The sequence below is a fragment of the Psychromonas sp. KJ10-10 genome, assembly GCF_047323245.1.
GTDB lineage: Bacteria > Pseudomonadota > Gammaproteobacteria > Enterobacterales > Psychromonadaceae > Psychromonas.
The window spans coordinates 2,614,226-2,631,090 of the sequence record NZ_CP178826.1 but is presented as its reverse complement, the minus strand read 5'-3'; the positions used below and the strand labels follow the sequence as shown (position 1 = coordinate 2,631,090).

Annotated in this window: 16 protein-coding genes and 3 pseudogenes (1 of these 19 cut by a window edge); 12 read left to right on the top strand and 7 right to left on the bottom strand. The window is 39.4% G+C overall.

The features are described 5' to 3' along the window. Positions 1-79 precede the first annotated feature (79 nt). From ACLKMH_RS15030 to ACLKMH_RS15000, 7 genes are all read right to left on the bottom strand, one after another. Positions 80-1,519, bottom strand: a complete 1,440-nt coding sequence (locus ACLKMH_RS15030; protein ID WP_413702361.1) for an MlaD family protein — start codon at positions 1,517-1,519, stop codon at positions 80-82. 50 nt (positions 1,520-1,569) lie between these two features. Next, the gene (locus tag ACLKMH_RS15025) at positions 1,570-1,998 is read right to left on the bottom strand and encodes an MlaD family protein (protein WP_413698882.1); all 429 of its coding nucleotides are present in this window, start codon (positions 1,996-1,998) and stop codon (positions 1,570-1,572) included. Next, positions 1,932-2,258 carry an MlaD family protein gene (locus ACLKMH_RS15020; protein WP_413702360.1) on the bottom strand — a complete coding sequence of 109 codons (327 nt, stop codon included), beginning with the start codon at positions 2,256-2,258 and terminating at the stop codon, positions 1,932-1,934. Before ACLKMH_RS15020 ends, ACLKMH_RS15025 begins: the two co-directional genes overlap by 67 nt. A gap of 94 nt (positions 2,259-2,352) precedes the next feature. Next, positions 2,353-2,763 carry an MlaD family protein gene (locus ACLKMH_RS15015; RefSeq protein WP_413698881.1) on the bottom strand — a complete coding sequence of 137 codons (411 nt, stop codon included), beginning with the start codon at positions 2,761-2,763 and terminating at the stop codon, positions 2,353-2,355. Between the two features lie 24 nt (positions 2,764-2,787). After that, on the bottom strand, positions 2,788-3,228 hold the full coding sequence (locus ACLKMH_RS15010) for a paraquat-inducible protein A (RefSeq protein WP_413698880.1): 441 nt from the start codon (positions 3,226-3,228) through the stop codon (positions 2,788-2,790). Between the two features lie 20 nt (positions 3,229-3,248). Then, positions 3,249-3,419: a hypothetical protein gene (locus ACLKMH_RS15005; RefSeq protein ID WP_413698879.1), complete on the bottom strand. Its 171-nt coding sequence runs from the start codon at positions 3,417-3,419 to the stop codon at positions 3,249-3,251. Then, positions 3,416-3,946 carry a paraquat-inducible protein A gene (locus tag ACLKMH_RS15000; RefSeq protein ID WP_413698878.1) on the bottom strand — a complete coding sequence of 177 codons (531 nt, stop codon included), beginning with the start codon at positions 3,944-3,946 and terminating at the stop codon, positions 3,416-3,418. Before ACLKMH_RS15000 ends, ACLKMH_RS15005 begins: the two co-directional genes overlap by 4 nt. A 196-nt stretch (positions 3,947-4,142) precedes the next feature. Between ACLKMH_RS15000 and ACLKMH_RS14995 the strand changes: the two genes are divergently transcribed. The 12 genes and pseudogenes from ACLKMH_RS14995 to ACLKMH_RS14940 all read left to right on the top strand — a co-directional run. After that, a complete protein-coding gene (locus ACLKMH_RS14995) occupies positions 4,143-4,418 on the top strand; it encodes a YebG family protein (protein WP_413698877.1) in 276 nt (91 codons plus the stop codon). A gap of 158 nt (positions 4,419-4,576) precedes the next feature. After that, a pseudogene (gene thrS / locus ACLKMH_RS14990) lies at positions 4,577-6,485 on the top strand (threonine--tRNA ligase). A 5-nt stretch (positions 6,486-6,490) separates the two neighbouring features. Next, complete coding sequence (gene infC / locus ACLKMH_RS14985) at positions 6,491-7,048, top strand: translation initiation factor IF-3 (RefSeq protein ID WP_413698876.1); 558 nt, start codon at positions 6,491-6,493, stop codon at positions 7,046-7,048. 70 nt (positions 7,049-7,118) lie between these two features. Beyond that, positions 7,119-7,317 (top strand): annotated as a pseudogene (gene rpmI / locus ACLKMH_RS14980) (50S ribosomal protein L35). 14 nt (positions 7,318-7,331) lie between these two features. Then, positions 7,332-7,689, top strand: a pseudogene (rplT, locus tag ACLKMH_RS14975) (50S ribosomal protein L20). A 107-nt stretch (positions 7,690-7,796) separates the two neighbouring features. After that, on the top strand, positions 7,797-8,087 hold the full coding sequence (locus ACLKMH_RS14970) for a hypothetical protein (RefSeq protein ID WP_413698875.1): 291 nt from the start codon (positions 7,797-7,799) through the stop codon (positions 8,085-8,087). Between the two features lie 412 nt (positions 8,088-8,499). Beyond that, the gene (locus ACLKMH_RS14965; protein WP_413698874.1) at positions 8,500-8,703 is read left to right on the top strand and encodes a hypothetical protein; all 204 of its coding nucleotides are present in this window, start codon (positions 8,500-8,502) and stop codon (positions 8,701-8,703) included. Continuing rightward, positions 8,660-11,029 carry a tandem-95 repeat protein gene (locus ACLKMH_RS14960; RefSeq protein WP_413698873.1) on the top strand — a complete coding sequence of 790 codons (2,370 nt, stop codon included), beginning with the start codon at positions 8,660-8,662 and terminating at the stop codon, positions 11,027-11,029. The genes ACLKMH_RS14965 and ACLKMH_RS14960 overlap by 44 nt, the downstream gene beginning before the upstream one ends. Then, positions 11,016-11,177, top strand: a complete 162-nt coding sequence (locus tag ACLKMH_RS14955; protein ID WP_413698872.1) for a hypothetical protein — start codon at positions 11,016-11,018, stop codon at positions 11,175-11,177. Before ACLKMH_RS14960 ends, ACLKMH_RS14955 begins: the two co-directional genes overlap by 14 nt. Continuing rightward, positions 11,137-11,856, top strand: coding sequence for a VCBS domain-containing protein (locus tag ACLKMH_RS14950; RefSeq protein WP_413698871.1), 720 nt, complete (start codon positions 11,137-11,139; stop codon positions 11,854-11,856). The genes ACLKMH_RS14955 and ACLKMH_RS14950 overlap by 41 nt, the downstream gene beginning before the upstream one ends. Next, positions 11,831-13,249, top strand: coding sequence for a VCBS domain-containing protein (locus ACLKMH_RS14945; protein WP_413698870.1), 1,419 nt, complete (start codon positions 11,831-11,833; stop codon positions 13,247-13,249). The genes ACLKMH_RS14950 and ACLKMH_RS14945 overlap by 26 nt, the downstream gene beginning before the upstream one ends. Next, on the top strand, positions 13,239-16,865 hold the beginning of the coding sequence (locus tag ACLKMH_RS14940) for a VCBS domain-containing protein (protein WP_413698869.1). Its footprint extends 8,436 nt past the window's final position; only the first 3,627 of its 12,063 coding nucleotides appear in the window; its start codon is at positions 13,239-13,241; its stop codon lies off the right edge, out of view. Before ACLKMH_RS14945 ends, ACLKMH_RS14940 begins: the two co-directional genes overlap by 11 nt.

Genomic DNA, 16,865 nt, shown 5'->3' with positions numbered 1-16,865 from the left:
AAGGCTATAAGGCTATAAGGCTATAAGGCTATAAGGTTTTAAGGCTATAAGGCTACAGGGCTTTCGAGCTTTCTACCTTTTATTTAGGTATTTCTAACTTCCATTTTAACCAATCTTCATCAAAATAAGTTTTTAGATTATACTTTGAGAAGGCTTTAGCCTTGGGTTGTAATGCTTTGTTATCTGGTGTGCTCATGTTAACACCTCCTTTTATCAAAGAGGTCAAGGAGGTTGATTTAAGGCTTGCTCCTGTAATGCCTATATCTAGGTTAAAACCTGATGCAGGCCAGAATATAGAGTTTTCTCTAATTACGTGTGTATATTTCGGATAGATATTTAGTGTTATTTCTGCGACAGAAAAAGAATCATTAAGCTGTTTATCAACTACTTCACCGATTTGAATTTGGCGATGATAAACAGGGCTTCCTATTTCTGTCGCACCGGCATTATCAGCGACTAATATAATTGGTAATCCTATTTTTTGGTTAGCAATTAATGGGGCGTTTGCTTCACCAATAAATTGTGTCGTAAGCTTTCCTTCTCCAGGTTGTACGTTTAAGTAAACACCAGTAATAATAGTAGATAGATTCTTAGCTCCCGCTAAGGATAATTCACTACGAATTATCCAGAAGCGTGTATTTTGTTTACTAACTTGTTTAATAAACTGCGCCTGAATTTCAGCTTTCGCCTGTACTTGTTGTTTGTTATTCAAAGTCAAAGAAATAATTTCTCCAACTTCTAATCCCTTAAGGCGCAACTTAGTACCTATTTGTAATTCATAGGCTTCGTCAAAGATAATCGTTATTTCTTTCGCTGGTGATGTTGCCTGTTGGTTGCTTTCAAAGAGACGGAACTCACCGCTTTCAAATCGGTTGTTTGTTGTACTGGATGCAACATCGACAGCTATGCCACCACTGATAACGGATAATAACGAATCAGCTTCAACTTTAACCCCTGATAAACCGGCATCTACTTTAATACCACTGACATTCCAAAATACACTTCTGTCTTCTATTAGGTGTTTATATTGTCCTTTGATTGCAAGCGTTGTGCGCATTAATCCATTTTTGTCCATCGCAAAATGGCTCACTTCTCCAATCGGAAACTTATGATAATAAACTGGTGACCCTTCGCTAATTGATGGAAGTTGTTTGCTTAATAAGGATACAGTGTAGGGTTCACTGAAAACATTTTTACCAATTTTAGCCATCGATTTAGAGGGATAAAGTCTAAATTTAATGTTGTCATGAAGTTTTGTGGTTTGTTGGTTTTTTCTGACGGGGAATTTATTATACAAACCAATGCCACCCGAGACTAAATTTTTAATTGGAGAGGATTGTACCTCGAAACCTTTTAAAGAGGCTTTAACGCTTATACCATTCAAAAGATAAAATTGGCTACTGCTAGTAATTAAATATTGGTATTGATGATTAATTCTTATGATAGTCTCGATGAACTGTCCGTTATCGGAAAATTTCATTACACCAATATGTCCAATTTCAAGTCCCTGATAAGAAATAGGATCTCCAATATTAAGGCCAGTTGCATCGTCTGCGAGTAATAATAGTTCTAGACCAGGTAAAGCAGGGGCTTTAATTTGCTGTACAACAAAAGTATGTTTTTTATCTGTTGATTTGTTTTTTGCTTTGTATTCGCCTTTACCTTTGCAGGAGCAAAACCTATAAAATCGCCCGTGATGATATTACCAATGTTTTCTATTTTAGAAAACGAAAATGAAGTCTTCTCTAACCAGAATTGTGCGTCTTCAGTAATTAATTCTTTAAACTGTGGGTTAATGGTCGCACTGGCGATAAAATGTTGTGCTTCCATAGAATATTGAATATCAGTTATTCGGCCAATACCATGACCTTTAAATAATATGCCAGCACCCTTAGGTAAGTTGTTTATATTATTTAAAATTAGCGATATATTTACTCCGATATTACTTTGTTCGATGCTTTTATAGAGGGTGAAGGTGTGGTCGTCAAGAAGTTGCATACTTTCATTAGGAGAACTAAAAGTAATCCCCCTGCAATCAGTGAAGTGAGGCTTTCTAATTTTATATTAACTCCCGATGGTGAAACATTTGCGGCTAATCCGCTGATATTCCAAAACTTACTATCTTCTTTGATTAAATGACTGTATTTATCATTGATAAAAGCATTAATATCTATGTGCTGGTTGTCTTTAGCTAATCTAATACGTGCGACTTCACCCACTTTTATGTTTTTGTAAAATAGTGGTGTACCAACACTTATCGAAGTAGCATCTTTACTTGTTAAGTTTACTAAAAGTGCATTATCTGGGATTGAAATTGGTTGTTCTGCGACGGCAATAAAATTTGATTCAGTATCACCTGGTTTCTGGCGTAAGGTTAATATAACTACCAGAAAATAATGTGTCTAAACCAGATATTGAAGTTAGTGAGGCCTTTGGAGACACTAACCAAAATTGAGTTCCTTGACGTAGCATAAATTTTGCGTGGGCTTCTATTTCAGCAATGACATTAACGCCACTTTCACTATCGAGTTCGACTCTTTTAACGGTACCTACAATTACGCCTTTATAACGAATACGAGTCTTATCAACGATAATACTATCAGCATGTTGAAAATGAATATTAATAGTTGTATTTGCGTTGGTTACATTTTGAAATAATATCCAAAAACCTAACATTGCGACTACTATAGGCAAGAACCAAATTGGTGAAATAGATTTTATTTTAACCGAGCTAGCATGTGTATTTGAAATTTGTTCTGTCATATTATGCTTTGTCCTGAAATTTTTTTATTCTGTCCTGTTGCTCGTCGAAAATAAGTCGTGTATCAAAACTGTTTGCTTAGCAAATAGAGTAGTGATGACTACAATTGTAAAAGATGAAGCGGCAATGCCAGGATAAACTGATAATAAATTGCCCTTATCAAAGGCTGCAACCATAATTGAGATAACAAATAAATCTAATATTGACCATTTACCAATCCAATCTACAAAGGAAAAAATCAACAATTGTTTTTTTGCCGAAAATTGCCAGCCTAATTGCACAGCAAGTACAATAAAACCTAAGGTTAAAATTTTTAAAATTGGTACTAATATAGAAGCAATAAACACTATTATTGCGATACCCTGCATATTATTTTCAAATAAATAAATGATGCCACTAAAAATAGTATCGGGTAATAAAACACTATTTTTTAATAAATATGTAATAGGATAAATATTCGCAGGCACAATAAAAATGGATGCGGTGATCAGTAACGCCCAAGTTTTTGTAAACTATGTTTTTTGCGTAATACAATCTCATTGTCGCAGGTAGGGCACTTAGAGTGGTGTTCCTTAATACTACTATATTTACCACATACTGAGCAGACTTGTAAATCTTGCTCTTTTCCTGTTTTACCAGCGATTGCTTTTAATATCATAGGTTTTGGTATTTTTCCCAATATTGATGATTACTATAGTTCGCAATAATTGTCATGTTTATGATTAATAGTACAACAAAGAAATAGAAACCAGCACCCAAATGTAAATCTGCATAGTTTTTAAGTTTAAACATAGCGACCATTAAACTCACCATATAAACTTCCAGCATTGACCAATGTACTAATAAACGCGTAATTTTAAAAATTTTAGGAAGAAAAGGTGCTTTAATTTTAAAAGTTAAGTAAGCACTACTAATGGCAATACTTAGAATCAATAAAGTTGGCGCAATCACAGCACAGAAAATAACAACAAAAGACACGATTGGTGCAATATTTATCATCATTAGAGCACCTTGAATTAGATTAGTTTCTTCGGTTATACCTAATAAATGAATGGTAATTAAGGGTAAATTGAATGCAGGAATAGTTATTATTAGCGCGGTTAAACACAGCGCCATAAATCCTGCAGGATCACACCAGCTATTTTTATAGATAACACGATCACATCTGATACATTTTGCGAGCATGGCCAGTTTTTAACTCTGGTACGATGGAAGTCATATCACAATGTCGGCAGATGATTGTTTTCATTCGATAACTTTCTTCAGTAATGGTTAAATTTAACTGCATTTGTAACCTAGTATACTAACAAAAGTTGCATTATTCACAAAAAACATTTACTGTATATAAAACCATGATTAATCAAATATAGAAGAGGCTACCGTGGCAGTCATCATTAAATACATAGTAGAACGAAAGGGTGTTGAAAAAATGACCTTTACCAGCAAAAAAGAAGCAGATGCCTACGATAAAATGTTGGATAGTGCAGATCAGCTCGCTGAATTTTTAAGTGAAAGCTCAGTGACTTTAGATGATCAACAGCTTGAAGAATTAGGGTTATATTTAGCATCAAATAAAGAGATGGTTCAAAGCTTATTCAAGGGCGGTCTTTTTTCTGAGCTTTCAGTGCCTGCTACTAAATCGACAAAATCAAAATAACGCTTTTTAGTGTTATCTTCTATTATCCATAAATCCTTTATTTTAGTGTATTAGGGCCTTTAAAAGTTTATTTATATGCTTTAGAATGTGCGGCCAATTTATGGATTAATAAGACATATGCTTCTTGGTTTGAAGCATCACTGCGAGGATAATAAAAAATGCCAATAATTACACTTCCCGACGGAAATCAACGTCAATTCGATAACACTACTTCAATCATGGAAATTGTTGCCGACATCGGTCCTGGTCTTGCAAAAGCGTGTATTGCTGGCCGAGTTGATGGAAAACTCGTTGATGCCTGCGATCCTATTGAACAGGATGCTAATATTTCAATCATCACCGCTAAGGATGATGAAGGTTTAGAGATTTTACGTCATTCATGTGCACACCTTCTAGGCCACGCTGTTAAACAGCTTTATCCTCAGGCTAAAATGGCGATCGGGCCAACCATTGATAATGGTTTTTATTATGACATTGATGTTGATGTCATTATCAATGATGAAGAATTGGCTAAAATAGAAAAACTAATGAATACGTTAGTTAAAACAAATTATTCAGTGGTTAAAAAGAAAGTTTCGGTTGATGAAGCAATTGCTGTTTTTAAAGAACGTGATGAGCCATATAAATTAGAAATTTTAGAGGGCATCGATAAAGATGATCGCCCTGGCTTATATCATCATGAAGAATACATCGATATGTGTCGTGGTCCTCATGTACCAACCATGAAATTTAGCCAATACTTTAAGTTAATGAAAGTTGCAGGTGCTTATTGGCGTGGTGACTCTGATAACAAAATGTTACAGCGTATTTATGGCACAGCATGGGCAGATAAAAAACAACTTAAAGCCTATTTGAAACGCTTGGAAGAAGTCGCTAAACGTGACCATCGTAAGATTGGTAAGCAATTAGACCTTTACCATATGCAGGAAGAAGCGCCAGGTATGGTATTTTGGCATCCAAATGGCTGGACAATATATCGTGAGCTTGAAAGTTATATTCGTCAACAAACAGTTGAATTTGGTTATCAAGAAGTAAAAGCACCACAAATATTAGATCGCTCTTTATGGGAAAAATCTGGTCATTGGGACAAGTATAAAGACGCAATGTTCTGTACTTGTAGTGAAAATCGTGACTATGCTATTAAGCCAATGAACTGCCCTGGTCACGTACAAATATTTAACCAGGGTCTTAAATCTTATCGTGATTTACCAATGCGTTTATCTGAATTTGGTTCATGTCATCGCAACGAGCCATCGGGTTCATTGCATGGTTTAATGCGAGTTCGTGGTTTTACTCAAGATGATGCGCACATATTCTGTACTGAAGATCAAGTATTAGAGGAAGTGTCTGCCTGTATTAACATGGTTTTTGAATGTTATAAAACATTTGGTTTTGAAGATATCGAAGTAAAATTATCAACTCGCCCTGAACAACGTGTTGGTGATGACGCTACTTGGGATAAATCTGAAGCGACCGCTTGCTAACGCATTAGCTGAAAATGACATCAAATTCTCTTATTTACCAGGTGAAGGTGCCTTTTATGGTCCTAAAATTGAATTTACTTTGCATGATTGTCTAGGTCGTGCGTGGCAATGTGGTACAATACAGTTAGATTTTTCAATGCCAGGTCGATTAGACGCAACTTATGTTGGTGAAGACAACGAACGTCATACACCTGTTATGATACATCGTGCAATTCTTGGTTCGTTAGAACGCTTTATTGGTATTTTAACAGAAGAATACGCAGGCATTTATCCAACTTGGTTATCGCCACAACAAGTGGTTGTAATGAATATTACTGATAAACAGTCTGATTTTGTGCATGAAGTTGTAAATAAATTGAAAAAATCAGGTATTAGAGCCATTTCGGACTTGAGAAATGAGAAGATAGGCTTTAAAATCCGCGAGCATACATTAAAGCGTGTTCCATACTTACTTGTCGTTGGTGATAAAGAAGTAGAAGCAAATGAAGTTGCTGTTAGAACACGTAAAGGTGATGATCTTGGTAAAATTAAAGTCGATGACTTTATTAACCAAATTAACGAAGAGATCAACACACGTCGATAATTATTTTGGAGGAATTTGTTATAAAAGGTGCAAGAAAAGCCCCACAACAGGGCAATAAACATCGCTTGAATGAAGAGATCACTGGAACAGAAGTTCGTTTATCAGACTCAGAAGGCAAGCCAATAGGTGTTACTTCTCTTGAAGAAGCTAAAGATATGGCGTTTCAACAAAACTTAGATCTTGTTGAAATCAGCCCAAATGCTGAACCGCCAGTTTGTCGCATCATGAATTATGGCAAATTTCTCTATGAAAAGAGCAAATCCGCTAAAGAACAGCGGAAAAAGCAAGTTCAGGTCCAGTTAAAGGAAATAAAATTCCGTCCTGGAACTGACGAAGGCGATTATCAGGTAAAACTACGCAACCTGACTCGCTTTTTAACAGAGGGTAACAAGGCTAAAGTAACACTACGTTATCGTGGTCGTGAAATGGCACACCAATCACTTGGACTAGATCTTCTAAACCGTATCAAAGCGGATTTAGAAGAGATATCAAATGTTGAGTCTTTCCCGAAAATGGAAGGTCGTCAAATGGTGATGGTACTTGGCCCTAAACGTGCTAGCTAAGGCATAAAGTAGCCGATTTTTCGGTTCGCCTTACTGGTTTATATTAACTTAGAACAATGCGGAGTTCGCAATGCCTAAAATGAAATCAAACAAAGGTCTTGCCAAAGCGCTTTAAAAAGACTGCTTCTGGCGACTTTAAACGTAAACAATCACATTTACGTCACATCCTTACTAAGAAATCTACTAAGCGTAAGCGTCACCTACGTGCACAAAGCATGGTAGCAAAAGTAGATGTACCGAGTATTAACAGAATGTTACCATTCGCTTAAGTAAGGAATAGAAAATGCCAAGAGTAAAACGCGGTGTACAAGCTCGTGCACGTCATAAAAAAGTCTTAAAACAAGCCAAAGGTTATTACGGTGCTCGTTCACGTGTTTATCGCGTAGCAGTACAAGCAGTAACTAAAGCAGGACAATACGCTTACCGTGACCGTCGTCAACGTAAACGTGTTTTCCGTCAACTATGGATTGCACGTATTAACAGCCGCATCTCGTGTTAGCGGTCTATCTTACAGCCGTTTCATCAATGGTCTTAAAAAGGCTTCTGTTGAAATCGATCGTAAGATCCTTGCTGATATTGCAGTATTTGATAAAGCAACATTTGCACATTTAGTAGAAGTTGCTAAAAAAGCATTAGCTTAATCATTACTGATTAGTATAAAAGTTGAAGGAGACATTATGTCTCCTTTTTTTTGCTCTATGTCCATATCACTAGAATAGTGTCCGTTTATGGCCAGCAGAAGCTGGTAATGGATAACGCCATCAAACGCTATTTTCCAGCGCAAGTTAATTATTTTCACCCAAAAGGTGGCATTTTCCTTTGGGTAACATTACCACAGACTTTATCTTCGATGACATTATTCAATAAAGCCATTAAACAGAATGTTGCTTTTGTTCCAAGTGATCCCTTTTACGTATCTTCGAATTGCACTAATAATTTACGTTTGAATTTTTCCAGTATTGACCCAGTTGTAATAGGGGAAGACATTAAGCGTTTAGGTTATGTGTTAAATGCAATGCTTGTTAATGATTCTATTTAAGTTTTTCACGCATATTTAATATGCATGATCTTAGTAATAAGTAGCTATTTTTTAATGGCTACTTTAATTGATATATTTTCATATTATTTCACCAATTTTCTACAATCAGTACTATTCTTATTATTTACTTAAAATTTTAATCAATATTAAAAAGACTTAGTAAATTCATGGTTATAAATTTGATGCTATATTTAGAAATAATACTCACTATGTATTATAATAAAGACTTTAAATATTCATTTTCCTCTGAAAAATATCAACAAAAAACGATATATAAATAAAGGGTTCTTTATATAAAGATTTGTTGATATCCCCCTGATATATAAAATAATTCATGGGTGTTATCTAAATTTCATTTGAATTTGTTAAATTATACCGACTACATTAAGTTCCGTTTCTGGAGAGATAGCTCATGAGTAATGAACAAAATACTAATAACAATGCTTCTACAAATACTACGATTGATGAAGATAGCAAGTTATTATATACCGAAGCTGATATTACCGATGAAAATGGGTTAATCTCCGAAGAAATTGAAAGTGATTTAGAGCTTATTGATGCTGATATTTTAAATGAAATCGAAGAAATTCAAGCACGCAATAGAAAATGCAGATGAAGATGCAATTCTCGATGAAGACACTGAAACAGTCGCCGGTAATGTTGATGGTGAAGGATATTCTTTAGCAGTTGATATCGATCGAGATGCATCAGAAACAATCAGCGCCTCTAACTTTGATACGTCTGGGTTCGATTTTCAATCAGAATTTGTTATCAACACGACAGTTACAGCTGTAAATAATATTCCTGTTGCCAATTCTGATACTGCAACTGTTTCAGAAGACGGTAGTATAATTATAGATGTATTAGCTAATGATACCGACTTAGATGGACAAATAAACCCTGCTAGTTTGGTCATTATTACTCCTCCAAGCAATGGCTCGCTATCAGTTGACTCCATTACAGGTGAAGTGACTTACACGCCAAATGCAAATTATAATGGCACAGACAATTTTTCTTACACTGTTCAAGATGACAATGATACGACCTCATCTCCAACAACTGTTACGCTGAATGTTGCTCCTGTGAATGATGCACCAGAATTAACAGTTGAAGATATTTCTACAATTGAAGATGGAAATGCTATCTCAGGCCAGGCAACTTTTACTGATATAGATTTAACTGATAGCCATACATTTTCTGTTAGTGCTTTGCAAGTAGGCCAAGGTACAGTGAGTATTGATTCTACTTCTGGTGAATATACTTATACCCCAGGTGACGACTTTCAACAGCTTGGACTTGGTGAAACTACCAATATTTCCTTCGATATTACTGTTGATGACGGTAATGGTGGAACTGATACCGAAACCGTTTTTGTTAGTATCACCGGAGCTAATGATACTCCGCAATTAACTGTTACAAATCTTGACGCTGTTGAAGATGGCGCACCAGTTACTGGCAATGTTAACTTCACTGATGTTGATTTAACAGATTCACATACTTTTTCTGTAACAGAAATGGATGCAGGTCAAGGTTCTGTCAGTATTGACCCAACAACTGGCGAATATACTTTTAACCCGGGTAGTGATTTCCAAAACCTAGCCTTGGGTGCAAGCACAGATGTTTCCTTTGATGTGACTATTGATGATGGTAATGGCGGAACCAGTACTGAGACAGTTACTGTTACAGTCACTGGTAGTAACGATGCACCAGTAGCGTCAGTTGATAGTGGGGTGGTTTCTGAAGATGATAGTGTCACTATTGATGTATTAGTGAATGACACTGACTCAGATGATGGTGATATTCTAACACTTGACTCAGTTTCTACTCCATTGGGCTCTGCAACGATTGATGCTAACAATCAAGTTGTTTTTACTGCCAATTCTGATTTTGATCATTTAGGCGCTGGTGAAACACAAGATGTTGTAGTGACTTACGTGGTGAGTGATGAAAATGGTGCGACATCCACTTCAACTGCGACTATTACTGTGACTGGAACGAATGATTCCCCTGAATTAAGTGTTGTTAATTTAAATGCAGTTGAAGATGGCGTATCAGTAACGGGTACACCAAGCTTTGTTGATTTAGATTTAACCGATAACCATACTTTTTCAGTCTCACCTATGCCAGCTAATCAAGGTGCTGTTTCTATTGATAGCATCACAGGCGAATATACTTATAACCCCGGATCGGATTTTCAAAGTTTAGCTTTAGGTGCAACTACCGATGTGAGCTTTGATGTGTCTATTAATGATGGAAATGGCGGAACAGATACTGAAACTGTGACCGTTACTATAACCGGTACGAATGATGCGCCTGCATTAACAGTTGCTGATTTAGCGATTGATGAAGATACTGCTATTTCTGGAATGCCAACTTTTACAGATATTGATTTAGGTGATTCACATACTTTCTCCGTAACTGCAATGCCTGATGGTCAAGGTACTGTAAGTATTGATGAAATTTCAGGTGAATATACTTTTGATCCAGGTGCGGACTTTCAAAGCCTTGCTATAGGTGAAACTCAGGAAGTGACTTTTGATGTTACCGTAGATGATGGCTTAGGTGGCATGGATACTGAAACGGTTACCGTTACTATTACCGGTACCAATGATGCACCTGAACTAACTGTTAGCAACTTAAATGCAATTGAAGATGGCGCTTCAGTGGTTGGTAACCCAAGCTTTACGGATGTTGATTTAACTGATTCTCATACATTTTCGGTTACTTCGATGCCTGATGGCCAAGGTGAGGTTTATATTGATAGTGGTACAGGTCAATATACTTATAATCCTGGTTCCGATTTCCAAAGCCTTGCTTTAGGGGAAACAACGGAGGTTACTTTTGATGTAACAGTAACAGACGATCAAGGTGCTATTGATACTGAAACCGTAATAGTTACCATAACAGGCAGTAATGATGCACCAATTGTTGCTCGCAGATAGAGCGACAGAAAGAGTTTTTGAAGATGGTGAGCCAGTTTCTGGTTTTGTTAGATTAGTTGATGCTGATACTACTGATGTTCATTCTTATTCAGTTACATCAATGCCAGATGGTGAAGGTTTCTGTCAGCATAGATGCAAATACGGGTGAATATATTTATGATCCTGGTTCAGATTTCCAAAGTTTAGCATTAGGTGAAACGAAAGATGTCTCTTTTGTTGTAACAGTGGATGATGGCTTAGGTGGCACGGATACTGAAACAGTTACTGTCACTATCACTGGTACTAATGATGCACCTATTGTCGCAGTGACTAATTTAAACACTATCGAAGATGGTGCTTCAGTTGTTGGTAATGCCACTTTTGCAGATGTTGATTTAACGGATGATCATACGTTCTCTGTTAGCCCGATGTTTGTAGGACAAGGAACTGTTTCGATTGATAGTGGTAATGGTCAATACACTTATTCACCAGGTTCAGACTTCCAAAGCCTAGCGCTTGGGGCAACGACCGATGTGAGTTTTGATGTGACCATTGATGATGGTAATGGTGGAGTTGATACAGAAACTGTCACCGTCACTATTACCGGTACCAACGATGCACCCATCTTAACGGTATCAGATTTAGCAACCGATGAAGAAACCAGTGTTTCGGGCACACCAAGCTTTACCGATATTGATTTAGGCGATACCCATACTTTCTCTGTCACGGCTATGCCTGCGGATCAAGGCTCGGTGAGCATTGATGCGTCAACGGGTGAATATACCTTTAATCCAGGCACCGATTTCCAAGGTCTTGGTTTAGGTGAAACGCAAGCATGTTACTTTTGATGTGACGGTAGATGATGGCTTAGGTGGCACAGATACTGAAACTGTGACAGTCACGATTACTGGGACTAATGACGCGCCTGTATTATCGGTTACTAATTTATCTGCTGATGAAGACGGTGTTTCTGTTGTTGGTACACCAAGCTTTACCGATGTTGATTTAACGGATGAACATACTTTCTCAGTCACAGCGATGCCAGTTGGGCAAGGTTCAGTGAGTATTGATCCAATTTCAGGACAATACACTTATTCACCTGGCTCAGATTTCCAAAGCCTAGCGCTTGGCGTAACGACCGATGTGAGTTTTGATGTGACCATTGATGATGGTAATGGTGGAGTCGATACAGAAACTGTCACCGTCACTATTACCGGTACCAACGATGCACCCATCTTAACCGTGTCAGATTTAGCAACTGATGAAGAAACGACAGTTTCCGGCACACCAAGCTTTACCGATATCGACTTAGGCGATACCCATACTTTCTCTGTGACAGCGATGCCTGCAGATCAAGGCTCTGTCAGCATTGATGCATCAACGGGTGAATATACCTTTAACCCTGGCACCGATTTCCAAGGTCTTGGTCTCGGGGAAACACAGGATGTCACTTTTGATGTAACAGTCGATGATGGCTTAGGGGGCACAGATACTGAAACGGTTACTGTTACTATTACCGGTACCAATGATGCACCAGAATTAACTGTTAGCAACTTAAATGCGATTGAAGATGGCGTTGCCGTGATTGGTAACCCAAGCTTTACTGATGTTGATTTAACGGATGAACATAGCTTCTCAGTAACTCCAATGCCTAATGGACAAGGTTCTGTGGCTATTGATCCAATTTCGGGACAATATACTTATTCGCCTGGTTCAGATTTCCAAAGCTTAGCATTAGGGGCGACAACCGATGTGAGTTTTGATGTCACCATTGATGATGGTAATGGTGGAGTTGATACAGAAACTGTCACCGTGACGATCACTGGCACCAACGATGCGCCAATCTTAACGGTATCAGATTTAGCAACTGATGAAGAAACCAGTGTTTCGGGTACACCAAGCTTTAGTGATATTGATTTAGGCGATACCCATACTTTCTCTGTGACAGCCATGCCAGCAGATCAAGGCTCTGTGAGCATTGACGCGACAACGGGCGAATATACCTTTAATCCAGGCACAGACTTCCAAGGTCTTGGTTTAGGTGAAACTCAGGACGTCACTTTTGATGTGACCGTGGATGATGGTCTAGGCGGCACGGATACTGAAACGGTTACCGTTACTATTACCGGCACTAATGATGCACCTGAATTAACTGTTAGCAACTTAAATGCTATCGAAGATGGTGTTGCGGTGGTTGGTAACCCAAGCTTTACCGATGTTGATTTAACGGATGAACCATAGCTTCTCAGTCACACCTATGCCTGTTGGGCAAGGTTCTGTGGCTATCGATCCAATTTCAGGTCAATACACTTATGCACCTGGCTCAGATTTCCAAAGCTTAGCATTAGGCGCAACGACCGATGTGAGCTTTGATGTCACCATTGATGATGGCAATGGTGGGACAGATACCGAAACCGTTACCGTGACGATCACTGGCACCAACGATGCACCCATCTTATCGGTATCAGATTTAGCAACCGATGAAGAAACCAGTGTTTCCGGTACACCAAGCTTTACCGATATCGATTTAGGCGATACCCATACTTTCTCTGTCACGGCTATGCCTGCAGATCAAGGCTCTGTGAGCATTGATGCGTCAACCGGTGAATATACCTTTAATCTAGGCACCGACTTCCAAGGTCTTGGTTTAGGTGAAACTCAGGACGTCACTTTTGATGTGACGGTGGATGATGGGTTAGGTGGCACAGATACTGAAACCGTGACAGTCACGATTACGGGGACTAATGATGCGCCTGAATTAATTGTTACAAACTTAAATGCGATTGAAGATGGTGTTGCGGTGGTTGGTAACCCAAGTTTCACCGATGTAGATATCACTGACTCACATACTTTCTCAGTAACGCCAATGGCAACTGGTCAAGGTTCTGTGACGATTGATCCAATTTCAGGTCAATACACTTTTTCACCTGGCTCAGACTTCCAAAGCTTAGCGCTTGGCGCAACAACAGATGTGAGCTTTGATGTCACCATTGATGATGGTAATGGTGGAGTCGATACGGAAACCGTGATAGTAACCATTACCGGCACCAACGATGCGCCAGTATTAACGGTATCAGATTTAGCGACCGATGAAGAAACCAGTGTTTCCGGTACACCAAGCTTTACCGATATTGATTTAGGCGATACCCATACTTTCTCTGTGACGGACATGCCGGCAGACCAAGGTTCAGTGAGCATTGATGCATCAACAGGCGAATATACCTTTAATCCAGGCACCGACTTCCAAGGTCTTGGTCTCGGTGAAACACAGGATGTCACCTTTGATGTAACAGTCGATGATGGCTTAGGGGGCACAGATACTGAAACCGTCACCGTGACCATTACTGGTACCAATGATGTACCGGAATTAACCGTCACCAATTTAAATGCAATCGAAGATGGTGTTGCCGTGGTTGGTAACCCAAGTTTCACCGATGTAGATATCACTGACTCACATACGTTCTCTGTGACAGCGATGCCTACAGGACAGGGAACTGTTTCGATTGATAGTGGTAATGGCCAATACACTTATTCACCTGGTTCAGATTTCCAAAGCCTAGCACTTGGCGCAACGACCGATGTCAGCTTTGATGTGACCATTGATGATGGTAATGGCGGCAAAGATACTGAAACCGTGACAGTCACAATCACCGGCACCAACGATGCACCCATCTTAACGGTATCAGATTTAGCAACCGATGAAGAAACCAGTGTTTCCGGCACACCAAGCTTTACCGATATTGATTTAGGTGATTCACATACTTTTTCTGTGACAGCGATGCCGGCAGATCAAGGTTCAGTGAGCATTGATGCGTCAACGGGTGAGTATACCTTTAATCCGGGCACCGATTTCCAAGGTCTTGGTCTCGGTGAAACACAGGACGTCACCTTTGATGTGACAGTCGATGATGGTTTAGGTGGCACAGATACTGAAACGGTTACCGTTACTATTACCGGCACTAATGATGCACCTGAATTAACAGTCACCAACTTAAATGCAGATGAAGATGGTATTGCCGTGGTTGGTAACCCAAGCTTTACCGATGTTGATTTAACGGATGAACATAGCTTCTCAGTAACGCCAATGCCTAATGGACAAGGTTCAGTGAGTATTGATCCAATTTCGGGTCAATATACTTATTCGCCTGGTTCAGATTTCCAAAGCCTAGCATTAGGTGCAACCACAGATGTGAGTTTTGATGTCACCATTGATGATGGTAATGGCGGGACAGATACAGAAACCGTGATAGTAACCATTACCGGCACCAACGATGCGCCAGTATTAACGGTATCAGATTTAGCGACCGATGAAGAAACCAGTGTTTCTGGTACACCAAGCTTTACCGATATCGATTTAGGCGATTCACATACTTTCTCTGTCACGGCCATGTCGGCAGATCAAGGTTCAGTGAGCATTGATGCATCAACCGGTGAATATACCTTTAATCCGGGGACTGATTTCCAAGGTCTTGGTCTCGGTGAAACACAGGACGTCACTTTTGATGTAACAGTCGATGATGGCTTAGGTGGCACGGATACTGAAACCGTCACCGTGACGATTACTGGAACCAATGATGTACCGGAATTAACCGTCACCAATTTAAATGCAATCGAAGATGGTGTTGCCGTGGTTGGTAACCCAAGCTTTACCGATGTTGATTTAACGGATGAACATAGCTTCTCAGTCACAGCAATGCCTGTTGGGCAAGGTTCTGTGGCTATTGATCCAATTTCAGGACAATACACTTATGCTCCAGGTTCTGATTTCCAAAGTTTAGCGCTTGGCGCATCAACCGATGTGAGCTTTGATGTCACGGTTGATGATGGTAATGGCGGCACAGATACTGAAACAGTCACTGTCACGATTACCGGCACCAACGATGCACCCATCTTAACGGTATCAGATTTAGCAACCGATGAAGAAACCAGTGTTTCTGGTACACCAAGCTTTAGCGATATTGATTTAGGCGATACCCATACTTTCTCTGTCACGGCCATGCCGGCAGATCAAGGTTCAGTGAGCATTGATGCATCAACCGGTGAATATACCTTTAATCCGGGGACTGATTTCCAAGGTCTTGGTCTCGGTGAAACACAGGACGTCACTTTTGATGTAACAGTCGATGATGGTTTAGGGGGCACGGATTTTGAAACCGTCACCGTGACCATTACTGGTACCAATGATGTACCGGAATTAACCGTCACCAATTTAAATGCAATCGAAGATGGTGTTGCCGTGGTTGGTAACCCAAGTTTCACCGATGTAGATATCACTGACTCACATACGTTCTCTGTGACAGCGATGCCTACAGGACAGGGAACTGTTTCGATTGATAGTGGTAATGGCCAATACACTTATTCACCTGGTTCAGATTTCCAAAGCCTAGCACTTGGCGCAACGACCGATGTCAGCTTTGATGTGACCATTGATGATGGTAATGGCGGCAAAGATACTGAAACCGTGACAGTCACAATCACCGGCACCAACGATGCACCCATCTTAACGGTATCAGATTTAGCAACCGATGAAGAAACCAGTGTTTCCGGCACACCAAGCTTTACCGATATTGATTTAGGTGATTCACATACTTTTTCTGTGACAGCGATGCCGGCAGATCAAGGTTCAGTGAGCATTGATGCGTCAACGGGTGAGTATACCTTTAATCCGGGCACCGATTTCCAAGGTCTTGGTCTCGGTGAAACACAGGACGTCACCTTTGATGTGACAGTCGATGATGGTTTAGGTGGCACAGATACTGAAACGGTTACCGTTACTATTACCGGCACTAATGATGCACCTGAATTAACAGTCACCAACTTAAATGCAGATGAAGATGGTATTGCCGTGGTTGGTAAC